Annotated in this window: 17 protein-coding genes; 5 read left to right on the top strand and 12 right to left on the bottom strand. The window is 37.4% G+C overall.

Going from position 1 to position 17,910, the window contains the following annotated elements:
- Window positions 1-470 precede the first annotated feature (470 nt).
- From GHD00_RS13715 to chrA, 3 genes are all read left to right on the top strand, one after another.
- A complete protein-coding gene (locus GHD00_RS13715) occupies window positions 471-1,655 on the top strand; it encodes a DUF4317 domain-containing protein (RefSeq protein ID WP_163538724.1) in 1,185 nt (394 codons plus the stop codon).
- Between the two features lie 216 nt (window positions 1,656-1,871).
- Window positions 1,872-2,177 (top strand): PadR family transcriptional regulator, encoded by a 306-nt coding sequence (locus tag GHD00_RS13710; RefSeq protein WP_163538723.1) that lies wholly within the window; start codon window positions 1,872-1,874, stop codon window positions 2,175-2,177.
- Between the two features lie 18 nt (window positions 2,178-2,195).
- Complete coding sequence (gene chrA, locus GHD00_RS13705; RefSeq protein ID WP_163538722.1) at window positions 2,196-3,398, top strand: chromate efflux transporter; 1,203 nt, start codon at window positions 2,196-2,198, stop codon at window positions 3,396-3,398.
- 249 nt (window positions 3,399-3,647) lie between these two features.
- Here the strand turns inward: chrA and GHD00_RS13700 are convergent, their stop codons facing one another.
- Entirely contained in the window at window positions 3,648-4,256 is a 609-nt protein-coding gene (locus tag GHD00_RS13700; protein ID WP_240468706.1) for a histidine phosphatase family protein, read from the bottom strand.
- 219 nt (window positions 4,257-4,475) lie between these two features.
- On the opposite strand from GHD00_RS13700, the gene GHD00_RS13695 reads away from it, so the two are divergent.
- On the top strand, window positions 4,476-5,012 hold the full coding sequence (locus tag GHD00_RS13695; protein WP_163538732.1) for a GNAT family N-acetyltransferase: 537 nt from the start codon (window positions 4,476-4,478) through the stop codon (window positions 5,010-5,012).
- A 142-nt stretch (window positions 5,013-5,154) separates the two neighbouring features.
- On the opposite strand, the gene GHD00_RS13690 is transcribed toward GHD00_RS13695, so the two are convergent.
- From GHD00_RS13690 to GHD00_RS13680, 3 genes are all read right to left on the bottom strand, one after another.
- Window positions 5,155-5,292: a hypothetical protein gene (locus GHD00_RS13690; RefSeq protein ID WP_163538721.1), complete on the bottom strand. Its 138-nt coding sequence runs from the start codon at window positions 5,290-5,292 to the stop codon at window positions 5,155-5,157.
- A gap of 6 nt (window positions 5,293-5,298) precedes the next feature.
- Window positions 5,299-5,436, bottom strand: coding sequence for a hypothetical protein (locus GHD00_RS13685; RefSeq protein ID WP_163538720.1), 138 nt, complete (start codon window positions 5,434-5,436; stop codon window positions 5,299-5,301).
- A 121-nt stretch (window positions 5,437-5,557) separates the two neighbouring features.
- Window positions 5,558-5,767, bottom strand: a complete 210-nt coding sequence (locus GHD00_RS13680) for a hypothetical protein (protein ID WP_163538719.1) — start codon at window positions 5,765-5,767, stop codon at window positions 5,558-5,560.
- A 151-nt stretch (window positions 5,768-5,918) separates the two neighbouring features.
- Here GHD00_RS13680 and GHD00_RS13675 point away from each other — a divergent pair, with 151 nt between their 5' ends.
- The gene (locus GHD00_RS13675; RefSeq protein ID WP_163538718.1) at window positions 5,919-6,170 is read left to right on the top strand and encodes a YkuS family protein; all 252 of its coding nucleotides are present in this window, start codon (window positions 5,919-5,921) and stop codon (window positions 6,168-6,170) included.
- Between the two features lie 111 nt (window positions 6,171-6,281).
- Here GHD00_RS13675 and GHD00_RS13670 read toward each other — a convergent pair whose 3' ends face one another.
- From GHD00_RS13670 to GHD00_RS13635, 8 genes are all read right to left on the bottom strand, one after another.
- On the bottom strand, window positions 6,282-6,914 hold the full coding sequence (locus GHD00_RS13670; protein ID WP_240468705.1) for a spore coat protein: 633 nt from the start codon (window positions 6,912-6,914) through the stop codon (window positions 6,282-6,284).
- A gap of 484 nt (window positions 6,915-7,398) precedes the next feature.
- A complete protein-coding gene (locus GHD00_RS13665) occupies window positions 7,399-8,211 on the bottom strand; it encodes an ABC transporter permease (protein WP_163538717.1) in 813 nt (270 codons plus the stop codon).
- Window positions 8,204-9,085 (bottom strand): ABC transporter permease, encoded by an 882-nt coding sequence (locus GHD00_RS13660; RefSeq protein ID WP_240468704.1) that lies wholly within the window; start codon window positions 9,083-9,085, stop codon window positions 8,204-8,206. Before GHD00_RS13660 ends, GHD00_RS13665 begins: the two co-directional genes overlap by 8 nt.
- Before the next feature lie 6 nt (window positions 9,086-9,091).
- Entirely contained in the window at window positions 9,092-10,204 is a 1,113-nt protein-coding gene (locus tag GHD00_RS13655) for an ABC transporter ATP-binding protein (RefSeq protein ID WP_481810389.1), read from the bottom strand.
- Window positions 10,204-11,307 (bottom strand): ABC transporter substrate-binding protein, encoded by a 1,104-nt coding sequence (locus GHD00_RS13650; protein ID WP_205600771.1) that lies wholly within the window; start codon window positions 11,305-11,307, stop codon window positions 10,204-10,206. Before GHD00_RS13650 ends, GHD00_RS13655 begins: the two co-directional genes overlap by 1 nt.
- 110 nt (window positions 11,308-11,417) lie before the next feature.
- The gene (locus GHD00_RS13645) at window positions 11,418-13,391 is read right to left on the bottom strand and encodes a hydantoinase B/oxoprolinase family protein (protein WP_163538716.1); all 1,974 of its coding nucleotides are present in this window, start codon (window positions 13,389-13,391) and stop codon (window positions 11,418-11,420) included.
- 1 nt (window position 13,392) lies between these two features.
- Complete coding sequence (locus tag GHD00_RS13640) at window positions 13,393-15,450, bottom strand: hydantoinase/oxoprolinase family protein (protein ID WP_163538715.1); 2,058 nt, start codon at window positions 15,448-15,450, stop codon at window positions 13,393-13,395.
- 314 nt (window positions 15,451-15,764) lie between these two features.
- Window positions 15,765-17,696: a fructose-1,6-bisphosphatase gene (locus tag GHD00_RS13635; protein WP_163538714.1), complete on the bottom strand. Its 1,932-nt coding sequence runs from the start codon at window positions 17,694-17,696 to the stop codon at window positions 15,765-15,767.
- Window positions 17,697-17,910: the final 214 nt, after the last annotated feature.

Genomic DNA, 17,910 nt, shown 5'->3' with positions numbered 1-17,910 from the left:
GATCAATTTTTGTTAGCGACAATTATTAATAATAACAAAATAGATTAATAATGTCAATAACTTTTTTGATTTGTCTTGCTGTTTCGTTCGCCTCTTTTAAAGCGACAAGAAATATAATAACACACTCAAAATCAGTAAGTCAACAACTTTCAAAAACTTTTTTGTTGGTTGTTGATAAAGTTTGTTGTGTTTTCGTTCTGTCGTTTCAGCGACAAGTAATAATATAGCATGAATAGATAACTAGTTCAAGAGTCTTTTTAATGGTATTTTTTTCATGATCCTTCATTTCAATCTAAACTCGATTCATGTTTACTGATTACTTTAATGAAGCCTTGCTCCGATACAGGGTATTCCATTATATATAAACTTAAAGTAAAATGGTCATGAGCACAACACTAATAATGAACATCGCGCTCATCTTATCCAGTATTTCTTAATAGTAGATTGCTAGTGTTTAGGAGTGAATTTATATGAACAAAAAAGATATAGCTAATATAAGAAGACAATTTAAAGTAGATAATGATTTAATGAAAATCAGCGAAATTTTTCACGTATATGTTATGAAAGAATCTAGTGACATTTATCATCATCAAAGTCAGCCATTCGAAATGTTAGACCAAGATCAACAAGAGCTATATATGAATAACTTCAAAAAAGTATTAACAGGTCAACTGGATGAAAAATTATTTGAGTTAAGATTTCAACGTGATGCAGAAAATAGCAGCCAACTGATTCTTCACAAAGGATTGCTTAGCAATGATGCTGAAGAATGGAAGGAACAAATGCTTCAAGTCGTAGAAAAGATGTTAAAAGATAGACAATATGAAATGGATATTGTCGTTACTTTCATTCGCGGAGAATATATGAAACCAATGAAACATCGAAATGAAGAAGCGGAAGAAAGTGATCGGGACGCTGTTTATTCTCATCCCTTTATTCTTTGTAGTATGAATAAAACGAAAGAACCTAAAAAAGAATTGCTCTTCGATTATGTAGAGAAAGAATTCAAATATAATGTAGATGTTGATCCTATTATCAACCTTAGCGCCCCACTAGCTGGATTTTTATTTCCTTCCATTACCGATAATGCGGCAGATGTAAACCATATTCTTTATACTTCAGGCAAAGTACATGAACCTGATCATCAATTTATTGATGAGGTCCTAAATGCCGAAGAAGCATTGACTGCAAAAGAAGATAAAACCGTTTTTGAAGAAATCGTAAAGGATGTGGTAGGAGAAAAAATGAACACCTCCACACTCGCCAATGTATATGAAGAAATTAACCGGGTTGTCGAGGACAATGAAGAGGAAGATGTACCAACATTAGATTATAAAGATGTAGAACGTGTATTAACGACTAGTGGATTAGAAGATGTCAGCACTCAAAAAGTAGAGACAGCTTTTCACAATGTAGCAGATGACAAGCAATATGAACTAAAAGCAAGCAGCATTGTTCCAAAATATACATCTAAGTCGATTAAAATTAACACCAAAGTAGCGAATATCTCGATTAGCCCACAAGACTTACAATATGTTAGGAAAATTAATTTTCAAGGGAAACGCTGCATCATGATTGAAGTAGATGAAGATACAGTGATCGACGGATTTACGATGATTCCAGAAGCGATAACCAGAAATAGCCATAATAACTAAATAAACCATCCAACAATCCATTCTCCATAGAACCCTTTTGCACCATAGTTGTAAAGGGGGTCTTTGGACCTCCATAAGTAAAGTTTCTTCCATTATTAAAAGTTTGTAAATTTACCTTATATTCGATTGCATAAAAATTCATAATCATATAAAATTATTATCGAATATCGATATTGAATTTCGATATTGAATATCGATTTAGAAAGGAGTTACAAATTGGACAATAAAGTCTTAAGAAAACTTTTTTTAGGTTTTATACAGATACATATACTGCATCACGCAAAAGAAGAACCGATATATGGTTCTTGGATGTTAGAAGAGTTGCGTGAACATGGGTATGAGATTAGTGCAGGTACGCTTTACCCCATTTTACACACCATGGAAAAAGACGAGCTGTTACATAAAAACGAAGTCAATGTAAATGGAAAAGTAAGAAAATACTATCGCATTACAGAAAAGGGTGAAGAAATTCTTAAAGAAGCAAGAGCAAAAGCTTATGAATTATTTAAAGAAATAAAATAAATGAGGAAGGTGGTCTCTATGTCTAATCCGAAAGCAAGCAAAAATAAGCTCCAAACGCTTTTGGAAATTTTACTCACCTCCACCAAATTAGGCTTAACTTCATTTGGTGGACCTGTTGCACATTTAGCCTACTTTAAGGATGAGTACATTGATCGTCGGAAGTGGCTTGATGACAAAACATATGCGGATATCATAGCACTCTGTCAATTCCTCCCCGGCCCTGCAAGCAGTCAAGTCGGGATATCGATTGGGATGCTGCGCGGAGGATTGTTAGGAGGACTTATTTCTTGGTTGGGATTTACCGTTCCATCTATTATTGTATTGATTGTATTTGCAATGATGTATCAAACGTTTAGCTTGGATGATGCAGGCTTTATTCACAGTTTAAAAATTGTAGCAGCTGCTGTTGTCTTACACGCTTTAATTGGGCTAGGGAAAAAGTTAACACCGGATAAATCTCGTATAGCGATTGCCTTATTCGCCGCTTCTATCATGCTATTGTATCCATCTGCATGGATGCAGATTTTAATCATCCTAGCAGCTGGTTTCATTGGATTCACATTTTTTAAAGATAAAGCAGAATCGAAAGTACAACCTTTTTCTATTAATATTTCCAAAAAACTAGGTATCACATCTTTAGGTCTTTTAACTAGTTTGCTTATTGTACTGCCAATCTTAAATAGATTATCAGATAATGCATTACTAAATATTTTTGATACCTTTTTTAGAGTTGGTTCTCTCGTGTTTGGCGGCGGGCATGTTGTATTACCAATGATTGAACGAGAAGTAGTACCAAACGGATTATTAACAGCCAATGAATTTTTAGCTGGGTACGGGATGGCCCAAGCTGTTCCGGGCCCGTTATTCACATTTTCCAGTTATCTTGGGACTATGATGGAAGGAATTTTGGGAGCTATTGTGGCAACTGTCGGCATCTTTTTGCCTTCCTTCTTACTAATTATTGCCGCTTTACCGTTTTTAAATGAATTACGAAGCAGAGCAACTTTCCAAGGTGTCTTAATGGGGGTGAATGCTAGTGTTGTAGGAATTTTGCTAGCAGCCTTTTATGACCCGGTATTAAGCAGTTCCATCTTCACCACAACCGACTTTGCTCTAGGAGTTATTTTATTTGGTTTATTAAATATATGGAAAGTACCTGCTTGGCTTATTGTTATATTAGGTGTTGCAGGTGGATATATCCTACAGTTTATTACCATATAAAGAGAGACTTTTTCCTCATTCTTTCAGGACGGGAGATAATCCGGCGCTGCGGAAAAACGCTCCCTTTCCAGGGGTACGGCTTCAGCTTCCTCGGCAGAAACCCACTGCCTGTGGGATCTTCAGCTCGCGCTTTTCCCCTAGGAGTGTCGCATTTTCCGCAGCTTATTGTGGCTTTCTGTTCGAGTAAGAGGAAGAATAGATCACTATTTCAAAGCTTCATTCTTTTGCTTCCTTGGTGACAATTTATAATTATCTATTTAAATTTATCAGTTCAGTAAGTGAAAGTTTATCTACCATTTCGTATCCTCTTCCACGTCCTAAAGGCTTTACAATCACTGTTCCCATATCTGAAATATCCCCCAAACCAACTCCTTTCGGAAAACTGTGGCCAATGATCACATAATTATAACATGGAGGCGGAACAGTCTCTAAAACAAACTGAAGAGAAGCGATGGTTTGTTGATATGTCTGTGAACTAATATCTGTACTCAAGTTATAAACATCCAACCAAAAAAGGTCTACATGAAAATTCGTATCCCCAAAGGCTAAAACAGCGGTTTCGATATTCCGACAAAAAGGACTAGTCACAACTGGATAAAACACAGGGATACCTTGACGACGGATTGCTTCCCCATAACGAACTGCTTGTTGTCTCCCTGTTTCAGAGAGATTTCTCTGCGTAGAACAGTCTTGAAAGTCAAGGTTTTGTTGGTCAACTCCTATAGTGGCTTCTGCGTGTCTAGCATATAAAATATATCCTCCTTTTTGAAGAGAAGATAATATGGGACGGTTCATAAGTAATTCTCTTTGCGTGACATTACTAATTATGTTTTCTATCATTGAAGAACGCTCAATCAAAATAATTTCTCCTTTACATCTAAATGGATGTATCCTTTATTATATATATGTTCACAGAAGCCTTTGTTACTATCTTTTCTCCTTTTACTGCTTTCACTAGGATAGTTCACTTATTTGTTTGCGATATCTATATACCTTGTCTGCATTAACGAGCATGTTTTATACCATTTTTTTGTAATCACCTTATATAATAGTAGTAATCATAAACCAAAAAAGGAGATGAATAGCTTGATTATAAGAGAAATAAAACCTGGGGAATTGGCGTTTGTAAGAAAGCAAAGACTAGAGAATTACAAAGAATACAAAACACTACTTTCTAGAGAGCATTGGGAAGGCTTAAAGGGGACATTATCCTCGGACAATGATTTAAAAGAGGGTGTAAAAATTTTTGTTGCTGAACTCGATGGTAAAATCATTGGAAGCGTCGTTTTCTTCCCCCCTTTTCTCGAAGCATATGAGTGGGAAGTAGAAGAACAGGGTTATCCCGAAATACGCATGCTAGCTGTAGATCAATCTGTGAGAGGGAGAGGCGTTGGAAAAAAACTGGTCCATCATTGCATTGAAGCTGGTAAAAAATCAGGTTATGAAACCATCGGTCTACATACAGCTGAGTTCATGAAACATGCTTTTTCTTTGTACATAAATCTTGGATTCATACGCGTACCTGAAGCCGATTTCGAACCAGCGAACGATGGCATTATCGTTAAGGGGTTTAAACTTGATTTAAAAGGAAAAATTAGAAATGTAAAAAAATGAATATTCCTATTCTTTAGTGAAGAAAAGACAGAGGAGGTCAAAATAGGATGGTAAAAAACCATGACACAAGAAAAAACTGATGTCATGGTTTTTCTATTCAATTTTTTTATAAATATGACCTATTCTCATCTATAAGATCCAATCATAATCCTCCACAGTTTCTGCCTGTTTGCCTTCTCACCAATTTATCTCTTTCTCCGCCATCGGAGAGTTCTTCAGAAAATTCGTGATCTTTATTGTTTTTTATTTGGTTATTCGTGTTTTGTCTTTTCCCTTTCATCTTGGGTCACCTGCATCCATCGTCAAAGGAGACAAGGTTTGTTTGATCCTGATCAGGATGGCGGGTTTCATGATCTATTTCACGTATTGGCTTTTGTTCAATCTCTACTGTTTGCTTTTTTTCTGTACTTTCCTTCTCATTCATTTTTATCCCCCTTTTTATTTTCAAGGTTAGTTTATGAAGATTTCCACTTATTTAACCGAGGTAAAAAATGTAGATGATCTCCAAAAGAATGTGTTAGAGAGAGTTCTTCCCCTCCCCTTATTTACGAATTACGATCTACTTGTCCAATCTCTTTATCAGCAATATATTCGTTTGCTTCTTCCAATTCTTTATGTTCATCAACAGAATCCCCTGCATACCGTTCCAGTGTATTTTCTGGATGTGCCGGATCTATATCTTTTCTTATACCAATTTCACCATCGTTATTGGCCTGGTTAGGCATTTGAAAACTCTTTTTTCTTTTCTCTTTCATGATAATCACCTCATCTTTATATTTTGCTTCCAGACCATTTTCATGCAAAAAGATCAATCTATTTCTTTACCACAAAAAAGTATATTTTTGTATAAAGCATAGTAAGAAAGAACATATTAAAATGTGACGATATTTCAAGGAGGTTAATAAAATGGCGCGCATTGGAGTAGAAGAGTCTTTAACAGATGTTCAGCAAAAATTACAAGAAGATGGTCATGAAGTTATTACATTAAGACAAGAACAAGATGCGAATGGCTGTGATTGCTGCATCGTTTCTGGGCAAGACCAAAATATGATGGGGATGCAAGACACTAGTATTCAAGGTGCTGTCATAAGCGCACAAGGTCTTAGTGCAAATGACATTAGTCAGGAAATACAGCAAAGATTACAACAGCAGCAATAATTTAAATGTCCGGACCTAGAATTGAGGTCCGGATTTTTCATGACATATTCAGCTTTCCTAATTTAAAAAAGATGGAATAAGAGTTCACACTCTTATTCCATCTTTCGTTGCTTAATGCATACCTTGTTGAGGAGCTTTCGTATAAGCCTGTAACATTGTATTCATATCTTGATCTTTTAGTTGTGGTACTTGATAATAACCTCGTTTATTTTGATAAAGGAATAACTCATAGCTCATTTCCATCATGTTCGGTACACTGTCTTGCAGAATTCGGCGTAATACCGGGTTATTCATTTCTATTCCTGCCGTTGTAAGTGCAGAAGCCATGGATTTTGTTTGACCTAACATAAAAGAAGAATAACATTCATCCGTAAATTCGCTGACAGACTGTTTTGGTTTTTTCGGCTGCCCTGCTTTTACTCCATATGTTACCTCATTGCTTTGCTGCATGTTATATTGTTGTGTTGGTACTTGTGGATCTTGACCAGTTTGGAAACATTCTACAATAGTGTTATACAATTGTGTCATAAATGAGGTTTGACGTTGTACGATAGCTTTTAATTCTTGATCCTTAATGTGTTGATCATAAAGCTGGTACTGTTCCATCATACCGATTATACCACCAAGTAATTCATGTGAATCCATCATCTCGTGAGCGCCATGATTATGACTAGTTCCTTGGGTCATCATATTTTGCGGCATTTGAGTACCACTTTGCATCTGGTTCTGATTTTGATTCTGCACAATAGTAACCTCCTGTATTTAAATTCACATCTATTTTTTCCTGCAAGAGGATCTTTATGTATGAAATTATTTTGATCTCAAAAATGAAAAGAATTTATACAGAAGATAATGATCAGCAATAAATATTAGAAAAACCGGGCAATACATGTTGTAGTAGAACAAAACTGCGCAATAGTATGAGGGAGCGTATAAATACCGCTACAGAAATACTTCCCTTTCCGCTCACCTCGCACTGAGCCTCCTCGCTCGTTTTCCGCACCGTCGATTAAGCACTCATCGTGAAACGATTGGTAAGGAATTTTCTAAGTTACTGTGCAGTTTATGGATATTATGAATGAATTTTATATTTTCTTACCTGCTAAAAAAGGCCTACCCATAAAGTGACTTATGAGCAGGCCTTTCTTTAATATATCTATTTATATCGTGTTACAGATGAAAACTAAGGCTCTCGCCATTGGGACTTGGCGACAAGCCTAATTTTTATTTAAAATGCTTTTGTTAGCCCTAGTGTTTTCTCAATAATGATCAAGGCAATCACTGCAATGAGAATAAATACAACAGATACAGCATTTATGACAGGGTCAAAGGTTTGTTCTACATAATTGAATATTCTTACTGGAACCGTTACCCATTGTGGGGAAGCAACAAAAACACTAACGGAAACTTCACCAAATGAGGTCACACCTGCAAATACCGTTCCAGCCATGATTCCTGGTTTGATGTTAGGTATAGTTACTTGAAAGAAAGTCCGAATAGGACCTGCACCAAGACTCATCGAAGCCTTCTCCAATATGGGGTCTAAATTAGACATACTAACTCCAACAGATCGAATAACGAACGGAAAAACAATAATAATATGCGCAATGATTAAAGCAGTTAATGTACCAAACCACCCCATTGCAGTACCTTGATATAAAAAGGCAATCCCCAATACAACATGAGGAATCATTAATGGAGACATCATCATTGCTTGTAAAGCCTGTTTCCCTGGGAAATTCAAACGACGTATCGCTACAGCAGCTGCTGTTCCAAGAATCACGGTTATAGGTGTCACAATCAATACCAAAAGAATACTAGTCCATAATGTTTCCAACCAAGCACTACTATTAAAAAGTTCCACATACCAATGAAGGGAAAAGCTTGTCGGCGGAAACTCCGGATATGCCTTAGGACTAAACGATGCCATAATAATGATCAAAACAGGAATGGTCATAAACAAATAGACAAGACTTCCGAACAGCCAAATCATAAAGGTTCCTATATTAAACTTTTTACGCCGATAATTTGATTTAGCCATAGACTCTCTCCTCCCAACGGTTTAATAACCATCCTAAAAATAAGACACAACAAGCAACAATGACGAGTAATGTAAAAGATAAAGCTGCTGCTAACGGCCAATTAGAAATTTGTACCACTTGCTGATAAATCGTTAAAGGAAGTAATGGCTGCATTCGCCCACCGATTAATAATGCGGTAATATAACTGCCAGCGGCTAAGGAAAATACAATAACAAAACCTGATATTATACCAGGAATCGATAAAGGCAATGTCACTCTCAAAAAGGTTTTCCATCTATTTTCTCCTAGACTCATGGAAGCACTTCTTAATCGCGGATCCATATCCCCAAGCGTATTGGCAATCGGTAATGCAGCAAACGGTAATAGTACTTGTACTAGCGCTATAACCACAGCAGTCAAGTTCCAAAGCATTGGGATTGGTTCATTAATAAGGTTCATTTTTAGCAACACTTGATTAATCATTCCATTTTGTGCTAATAAAACAATCCAAGCAAAACTTAGCACTACCATACTAATTAATAACGGCATAATTAATAAAATATACAATAATGTCCGTAAACCAGAAGTTCTTGCATTCACTAACATATATGCTGCTGGATAGGCCAATATAATACAGCATAAACCTGTTATAAATGCGACCCAAAGGGTAGTGCCAATCGTTTTTAAGTACGTTGAAGACTGAAATACTTCAACATAATGCTGAATAGTGTACGTATCCTGGATGTTTAAATAGCTGTCGACACCTCGAAAACTCAGTTCTGCTAACATAATAAGCGGCGCTACAAGAAAAAATCCTAGCAAACAAATGGTTGGGATTAGAAGCGCCCAGTAGAATGATTTTTGCCGGTCTGATTTCATGATTGTTTTCAACATACGCTATTACTCCTTTTCAACCAATGGAATAACATCTGCTGCATCCCAGTGAAGGTGCAACTTTTCCCCTGGCTGCGGCGGCTCTTCGAATACAGTATCCGAAATATGGATGAGAAGCTCCCCTTGTTCAGGTAAGGAGGCATAAACTCGTAAAGAATCACCGATATAGTTAGTATGAACGATGGTAACCTCTACTTCATTAACCTTTTCACTCTTCTCCAGTTTATCCACTACTTGAATCCTTTCTGGTCGTAGCATGACGAGCTTCTTTTCTTGATTCTTGAAATCGTCTGCATGTGTTGTTTCCAATACTAATGGCTGATCTTTAGAAATTTTATGATGATTAGCATCGTATTTTGGTAGAGAATTATTTCCCGTTTGTAAATCTTTCGCTTCCACTTCAAAAATATTAACTTGACCAATAAACTCTGCAACAAATCGATTTTTCGGTTGGCGGTAAATCGTGAGTGGTTGATCTACCTGTTTCACATGTCCATCTCCAAGTACTCCGATACGATCAGACAGGCTTAAGGCTTCCTCTTGATCATGTGTCACCAAAACCGTTGTAATACCAATACGTTGTTGTAATAAACGTAACTCTGTCTGCATTTCTTTTCTTAACTTAGCGTCTAAATTACTTAATGGCTCATCTAGCAATAATACGGAAGGCTCAATAGCAAGTGCACGGGCAATCGCAACACGCTGCTGTTGTCCACCACTTAACTGATGTGGCATCCGCTTGGTAAACGCCTCTAAATGAACCAATTTCAAGACTTCTTCGACCTTTTCCTTAATGGCCTGTTTCGGCATTTTCTTTACTTTTAAACCATAAGCAACATTGTCAAAAACATTTAAGTGAGGGAATAACGCATAATTTTGAAATACCATCCCAATGTTTCGCTGATATGGTGGAAGATTGGTAACATCTTTTCCATCAATCGAAACTTCTCCTGATGTCGGATGTAAGAATCCAGCGATAATGTTTAATAGAGTGGTTTTGCCACAACCACTTGGACCAAGCAAGGAGAAAAATTCCCCTTCCTTGATCGTTAAATCTACTTGGTCCAAAGCGATATTTTCTTCAAAATGCTTACTAATCCCTTTCACTGTAATACTCATTATTGTCCTCCATCAAATGTATTGGTCCAACGTTCTGTGATGTCATTTAATTTCGGAGTTAAGGCTTCATAATCAACCCAAGTTAAATCTTGATAAAATTCTTCCCCAACTTGGACACGTTCACTTAAACTTTCACTATATTCTACATTTTCATTTGTCATTCCATAATAAGACAACTCAGCAAAAGCACCCTGAACTTCTGGAGAAGATAAATGGTTGACTAACTCATAAGCGTTTGCCAAGTTTGGGGCGCCTTTCGGAATAACCCAGCTAGCTAAAGCAGCAACAGGTCCATCTTCTGGGTAAGTAAAACCAATGTCTAAACCAGCATCCTGAAGCGCAAATACTCGTCCATCCCAGAACGGAATAGCAGAAATTTCACCACGCTCTAACAATGTTTGAATCGTTCCAGGATTATCCGGATATGCAACAGTATTGGACTGTAATTCGGACAGTTTTTCGAATGTTGCATCAATATTCGCTTCACTCGATTCTTCCCCGCCAATTGCATTCATCACCCCAGAGAAGAATTGTAAACCAGCTGAATAAGATGGTGAAGATACACCTACTTGACCTTCAAATCTTTCGTCCCATAAATCCATCCAATTTTCTGGTTCAAACGGTACTAAATCTGTTCGATAAGCAATACCTAACTGCCCCATACTAAATCCTGCTGCATAGACATCGCCGTCCATGGTAAATCTTTCGTTAACAGAATCATAAATATTCTCCACATTCGGTACATATTCAGGATCAAGCGGTTCTAATAAATCTCCTGCTATCGCGCGTTCAATTGTATCCGGTTGGAAAATTAACACGTCATATTGTGCGTTTTCACCACCAGCAGATTTTATACTGGAAAACCAATTTGCATCAGCTCCTGCATTCACTATTACTTCAATACCTGTATCTTCTTCAAATTGCTGCAAGCCTGCTTCTACAATTTGTTCTTCCCAATTACCTCCATAAACACCTACTACTACTTCATCTGTTTCCGGTAATTCACCTGTCCCTTCTTCTTCTCCGGTATCACCGCCACAAGCCGTTAATACCAATACAGAAGTCAAAATCAATCCTAAAACGAAATGCCATTTTTTCATCATGTTGTTTACACTCCTTTTTTATTTGTTATAGCATTTATCAAAGTGCTGACCGTTCATGAGATATAACGCCAGCTAACACTCTAATAAGTCTTTCAGAGGAGAAATCTGCCTTATGCATGATGGTTCCATGCTTCTTCTAAATCCGCTAACGAGATAGATTTATCTTGCAGCTTTTCTTTCAGATAATGTTGAATCGATACTTTCTTATGCCAACGTTCAGTAGGAGGTAAAGTTTGTAATTTCTCGATTAACTGATCCATGACATCTTCAGGCCAGTGTTGTTCAAACTGTTCCCGACTGCTGCCAAGATCCATCTCCGTAGAATCCTTCTGATGGAATGTTTCTCGAAACTTAGCGGTCTTCTCTTCATGAATGATAAAAGAATGCTTCTTGTCATCTTCTTCAATCACAACACCGTAATCATCTTTCGCTTTTTCTACACTGATAAGACCCATTTCCACTTCACGTAACACCAGCGCTGGATCTCTCTTTTGAGGTAATCCCCAGCCACCTCCGCTAGCAGTACGGATACTAACAATATCCCCAACTTCTGGTGTGAGCACATTAATTTTAGGCAGCGGTTTTTCATCCGATGTATCAGGATTCAATACAACTCCGCCGAGCGAACCGGCAGATCCGCCCAAAAGTCCCCACGGTTGGAGTTTTAATCGTTCCATTCCTCGGGCTGTAACGATCGAATCAGGTCGGATAATTTCAAAGTCTAATCGGATCGCATGTCCACCTCTGCTATGGCCGGAACCAGCAGTGTTTGGAACGAGTTCATATCGATGCACAAGTGTGTCAATATGTTGTTCCAAGCTCTCGATTGGCGTATTTTTTAGAAATCCTGAAGAGTGGTCAATGCCATCAATACCATCAAAATCATGATGGCCTCCGCCACCTCCGCCTAGTGGTTCAACAACTGCCATATTGCGGTTACCACTACCTTCTTCCTGTGTAGATAGTACAACTATCGCAGCTTGTCCAGCACCAGCAGCTGGAATTTTATCTGGAATGGCCTTTGCCAAGGCGCCAAGCACTGTACTGTACATACGCATTGTAATACTATGACGAACACCAACGGAAGCAGGATATTCTGGATTAACAATCGATCCTCTCGGTGCGTGAATACTCACAGGATTTAGTATCCCGCCGTTTACAGGTATATGTGGGTCTTCACTTATAATAAAATTAATCAATCCTTGTAACAAAAAAGAATGCCTGCTGCCGTTTGTCACTAGGTTAAACGCTGATTTCACCTGTGGATCACAACGCGAAAAGTCAATATCAATAGAGCCGCCATCTACTGTAAGATCAGCCGCTAATCGAATCGGATGATCTGTGAGCATATCATCATCTAAATAGTCATGAAAGCTATAGGTACCATCAGGTATTTCGCTGATTACTCTTCTTGCCCGTGTTTCACTTTGGTCTAACAAATCATGAATCGCAAACTCAACATCTTTCACACCAAACTTGTTGACCATATTCATTAATCGATTTTCTGCTGTATTTACTGCAGCCACCATGGCATTTATATCACCATAATTAAGATGTGGTACACGACTATTAGAATCTAACATTAATTTCACATCTGTATTTAATGTACCCTTGCGGTAAATTTTAACAGGAGGAATTCTTAGCCCTTCTTGATGGATATCCGATGCTGTTGGTGAAATACTCGCAGGGACAAGTCCTCCTACATCACTGCAATGGACAAAAGACCAGGCATAACTGATCAATGTATCTCCAGCAAAGATCGGCTTAATGATATGAATATCTGGTAAATGGGAAGCAAGACCATTTGTCGTATAGGGATCATTGGTAATCACGATATCTCCTTTTTCCAATGGACCGCATGATTCAAGTGCTTTTTCTAAACTTAAGCCTAAAAAAATCGTCACACCAACAGAACGCGGATAAACATAAAAGTCGCCTTCTGGTGATGCTAAGGCTGTTGCAAAATCTGCTGATTCTTTTACAAATGTCGTATAGGATGTACGTTCAATAACATGTCCCATACTGCTTGCTATCGCATGAAAGTAACTACGCATAATCTCTAAATTAGCTGGATCTGTTCTCAATTTACTGACCTCCTTTCTCACGTGATAAAATTAAGTGCCCATATCGATTCACTTTAGCCTTCCATTCATTTAATAGAACAACCGTCGTATCATTTTGTTCAATAATGGCAGGCCCTTCTACATCCTGACCATACATAAGTTCAGAACGGTTATAGACTGGGGCTTCATATATGTTTCCTTTTAACATGATGTCCCGGTTTATTTTTGAAACAGGTTGTGCATCTGATTGTTCTACTATTGGGCTCGTTACTTTTGGCGGTTGTCCCACAATTCGAACATGTAGATTCATCAATTCAATCGATGCATCTGTATCACTATGACCATATTGATTAAAATGAAGCTGATGAAACTGATGAATGATTTCATCTTTCTTTCCTTTATCTAACCATTCTGGTTGGATCGGCAATTCTATTTCATATGCTTGATGTTGATAGCGAGCATCGATGGTATACAGCAATTCTTGATCATCTAAATCGGTTCCCTCTTGTGACTCCAACCAGTTTAAAGCCTGCTGTGCTAATTGCTCGAATTTGCTGTGCAGCTCATCCATTGGCATATTTTCTAGCAAGACCTGTTCTGTCTTGATTTCATCATGAATAAAATCAGCATTTAAAGCACCTAACGCACTAAGTGTACCTGGTAATGGAGGAATTAACACCTCATTTACTTGAATTTCTTCTGCTAGTAAATTAGATAATACTGGTCCTGCTCCTCCATATCCAAGCAAGGCAAATTCACGCGGATCAAAACCATGATGCTCCATGATATTGTTTACTTCTGCAAACATATTCGCAATCGCCACCTGAATCATACGGTCAGCTGTTTCCTGTATTGTTAACTCCAGATAATCCGCAATCGGTTGGATGGCTTGCTTAGATCTCTCCACATCAAGTGCAAAGCCTCCACCAGCAAATGATTCTGTGTTTAAATAACCGCAAACTAAAAACGCATCGGTCAATGCTGGTTTATCACCAACTCCATAACACGCAGGTCCAGGGGTAGAACCGACTGAATCAGGGCCGACCTTTAACATACCTCCGTTATCTATCCAAGCATAGGATCCGCCGCCAGCTCCTACCGAATACATGGAAACAGAAGGCAGCATAACTGGAAAACCACCTAGATGATTGCTTTGTGTATAAGTAGGATATCTATTTTCAATAATCGAGATATCCGCACTAGTTCCTCCTACATCAAATGTAATCACATTATCAAATCCAGCTTTCTTCACCATATCCAATGCACCAATTACTCCGGCTGCTGGACCTGAAAATAATGTTCTTACCGGTTGCTTGCTCGCTGTATCAATATCCATAATACCGCCATTCGATTGGGTTATATATGGATGAGCCGGAACAGCTTCTGCTTCTAAGCGTTGTTTTAAATGTTTGAAATGATGTTCTACCTTTGGCTGGACATACATATTTAAAATCGTCATCATTGATCGTTCGTATTCTCTCATTTGCGGCCAAAGTTCAGATGACAGGTTGACTTTAACATTCGGCAGCTGTTCAGCCATTTTCTCTTTCACTTGTAGCTCATGAACAGGGTTGATGTAACTATGCAAAAAGCAAATGACAACACCATCGACATCCGCTTTTTTAATAGCATCCATTTTACGCTCCAGTTCATCCATGTCTAAAGGTCTAACTACGGTTCCATCATGCTGGAGTCGTTCTTTAACAGTGAATACTGAATCACGAGGTACCAATGGTTCAGGATGACGAGACCGAAAATCATACGGCACAGGCAAACGTAATCGTTGGAAACTTAACATATCACGAAAACCTTCTGTCACAAGAAAAGCCACTTTCGCGCCATTTCGTTGAATAATCGTATTCAAACCTATCGTCGTACCGTGAACAAAATATTCAATGTCCTCCGTAGATATCCCCATTTCCTTTAATGCATGCAGACCATTCGTAATCCCTTGAGTTGGATCCTCTGTTACCGTTGGTGTTTTTTTACTTATAATATTCCCGTTATTCTGATCTAACAAAACTAAATCGGTAAAAGTTCCACCAATATCAATACCTAGACGAAAACGATTTTCCGCCATAAAATCTCTCCTTCAAAATATGTAATAGTCACTGATGCCAGTAATATATCAATCTATTCCGATAATTCCTAGTCAACTAATAAGTGTTAGAATAGCTTACCAAATTTTATTTTTCAAGTTATTGAACTTTTCATTCCATTCATTTCTAGTTTTGTTTATAGACCAGGGATTATGTATTGTTTTGACACATTAGATAAACGTGACTTATCGTTTTTTATATTTATTCAATATGGAAAATTTTCACTTTCCTATAGTGTAAACAAAAATGCTCGTATCAGTTCATGAACCAACACGAGCATTAAATGCCAAATCCCTTATTTCATATACCGATATTCCATTAAACGTTTCAACATATCAATTTCCTCTAATAACTCTTGGCCTATATTTGTTTCTCTCACCTTTTTTCTTTCCAGTTCTTTATCTACTACCCTTCTGACTGATAAAACGTCTGCACCATTTAGCAGTACATCTTCTTTCGATTTAAATTGCTGGTGAGCAACAAGCTGCATACCAAATGAGTTATATAGTAAAGTATAGCCGGCAATACCTGTTGTGGATTGATAGGCTTCAGAAAAGCCGCCGTCAATGACGATCATCTTTCCATTTGCTTTAATCGGGTTTTCCCCTTCAATTTCTTTAACTGGGGTATGCCCATTGATAATGTGACCCTGATCAGGATCCAGATCAAATTCTTCGAGTAATTTACGACAGATATCTTCATTTTCTCTTAAATAATAATAAGGGTTTTGCTTTTCTTTGTGTGCTTTTTTATCTTTAATAAAATATCTTTCAAAAGTCGTCATAGCCCTTTTGCCAAAGAGTGACGAATATTCTCCTGTCCACAAATACCAGACCATATCAGTAGCCAAATCGTCTGTTTTATCGCGATTTGCAAAAGCATAACGTAAATACTGCTCAAATTTATCGAGCAATTCACGACCTTTATAAGACTTTCCTTCAATCTCCATCTGTTCCATATTTCCATCTTCATCAACTGGAATACAGCCATGTATCAGCAGGTTTCCATTATATTTTAAATAGAGGCTTCCCTTTTTCATCAAGAATTTCATATGTCTGGACAGCTTTTCAGAATGCTGTACAGAAAACAGAAGCTTATCGATGACTTCTTCCTCTTCTTTCAACAATTTAGCTGGATCGTTCGGATCTACTGTGGCAAAACAAGTATTTTCAAGAGGATATGTTTTGCCATAAACCGATACTTTATTGTTTTCATAATCCACTTTTTCCAGTAAAAGCCTTTCGGACATATTAAAGTTAGAACGTCTCTTAATAATAGGGCTTTCGAGCTTAAATTGAATCATAGCAATTGCCTGATGGATTTTTGTAATTTGTAATGCTTCATGTTCAGAAATTGGTTTATCAGAATGTACCTTTGGCCTAAAAACTGGGTTATCGTCATAATACTTCTCCGCTAAATTAAGAAGTGGTCTCAGATTAATTCCATAGGCATCTTCAATAATGTCCAAATTATCGTAGCGAGCACAGATGCGAATAATATTAGCTAGACAAACCTTGGATCCAGCATAAGCGCCAATCCATAAAACATCATGATTTCCCCACTGTATATCTATAGAATGATAATTGATTAGCGTATCCATAATTTTATCAGGGTCCGGTCCACGGTCATAAATATCCCCTACCACATGAAGATGGTCGACTACCAGCTGTTGTATCGTGTAGGAAAGACCTGTAATCAATTTATCTGCCTGACCAAGCGAGATGACTTGCTGGACAATTTTTTCGTAATACTGCTTCTTATTAGAGTATTGATCTGTTTTATAAAGTAATTCTTCGATGACATAGATAAACTGCTTCGGCAATGCTTTACGCAATTTCGAACGGGTATATTTGGAAGAAACATATGGAATCAAGTGAATCATATCGCAAATAATGGTTTTGTACCATTTAATCAGTTCCTCGTCACTCTTAAAATCATTTTTAATCAGTTTCAATTTTTCTTCCGGATAATATACCAATGTTGCAAACTCATCAATTTGCTGTTCGGTCAGGGTATCCTTAAAAATATCAGAAATTTTCTCTTTCACTTTCCCCGATCCGTTTCTGAGTACATGTTGAAACGCATGATATTCTCCGTGTAAGTCACTGACAAAGTGTTCTGTTCCCTTTGGCAAATTGAGGATTGCTTCCAGATTAATAATCTCTGTTACCACTTTTTCTTCACAGTCATATTTTTCAGCAAGTAAATCTAAAAATCTAGTGTTCAAAATGATCGCATCCCCCTTCAGGGTTTTTTTATATGTATTAAAATATATCATTATCATAACAATAAACGCAACACATTTCTAGTGAACATCATTAAAAAATGCTCTAATTTATTATTTAATGCAACACAATTAATCGTAATAATCTATTGATGTGGTTATTATTGTGGTATTTGATGTAATATATAGGTGGTTCATACGCTGTTTTTTCGTAAAG

The sequence above is a fragment of the Gracilibacillus sp. YIM 98692 genome (assembly GCF_010993965.1).
In the GTDB taxonomy this organism is placed as follows: Bacteria; Bacillota; Bacilli; order Bacillales; family Amphibacillaceae; genus Gracilibacillus.
The sequence above is the reverse complement of the archived record's forward strand: the minus strand, read 5'-3'. Positions and strand labels throughout refer to the sequence as shown.

What these genes read in the sequence shown, in the direction of transcription:
- GHD00_RS13660 (WP_240468704.1), bottom strand. Translation starts at nt 9,085, where the DNA reads ATGTTGAAAACAATCATGAAATCAGACCGGCAAAAATCATTCTACTGG.
- GHD00_RS13695 (WP_163538732.1), top strand. Translation starts at nt 4,476, where the DNA reads ATGAATAGCTTGATTATAAGAGAAATAAAACCTGGGGAATTGGCGTTT.
- GHD00_RS13650 (WP_205600771.1), bottom strand. Translation starts at nt 11,307, where the DNA reads ATGATGAAAAAATGGCATTTCGTTTTAGGATTGATTTTGACTTCTGTA.
- GHD00_RS13680 (WP_163538719.1), bottom strand. Translation starts at nt 5,767, where the DNA reads ATGAAAGAGAAAAGAAAAAAGAGTTTTCAAATGCCTAACCAGGCCAAT.
- GHD00_RS13655 (WP_481810389.1), bottom strand. Translation starts at nt 10,204, where the DNA reads ATGAGTATTACAGTGAAAGGGATTAGTAAGCATTTTGAAGAAAATATC.
- GHD00_RS13685 (WP_163538720.1), bottom strand. Translation starts at nt 5,436, where the DNA reads ATGAATGAGAAGGAAAGTACAGAAAAAAAGCAAACAGTAGAGATTGAA.
- GHD00_RS13690 (WP_163538721.1), bottom strand. Translation starts at nt 5,292, where the DNA reads ATGAAAGGGAAAAGACAAAACACGAATAACCAAATAAAAAACAATAAA.
- chrA (WP_163538722.1), top strand. Translation starts at nt 2,196, where the DNA reads ATGTCTAATCCGAAAGCAAGCAAAAATAAGCTCCAAACGCTTTTGGAA.
- GHD00_RS13665 (WP_163538717.1), bottom strand. Translation starts at nt 8,211, where the DNA reads ATGGCTAAATCAAATTATCGGCGTAAAAAGTTTAATATAGGAACCTTT.
- GHD00_RS13640 (WP_163538715.1), bottom strand. Translation starts at nt 15,450, where the DNA reads ATGGCGGAAAATCGTTTTCGTCTAGGTATTGATATTGGTGGAACTTTT.
- GHD00_RS13675 (WP_163538718.1), top strand. Translation starts at nt 5,919, where the DNA reads ATGGCGCGCATTGGAGTAGAAGAGTCTTTAACAGATGTTCAGCAAAAA.
- GHD00_RS13715 (WP_163538724.1), top strand. Translation starts at nt 471, where the DNA reads ATGAACAAAAAAGATATAGCTAATATAAGAAGACAATTTAAAGTAGAT.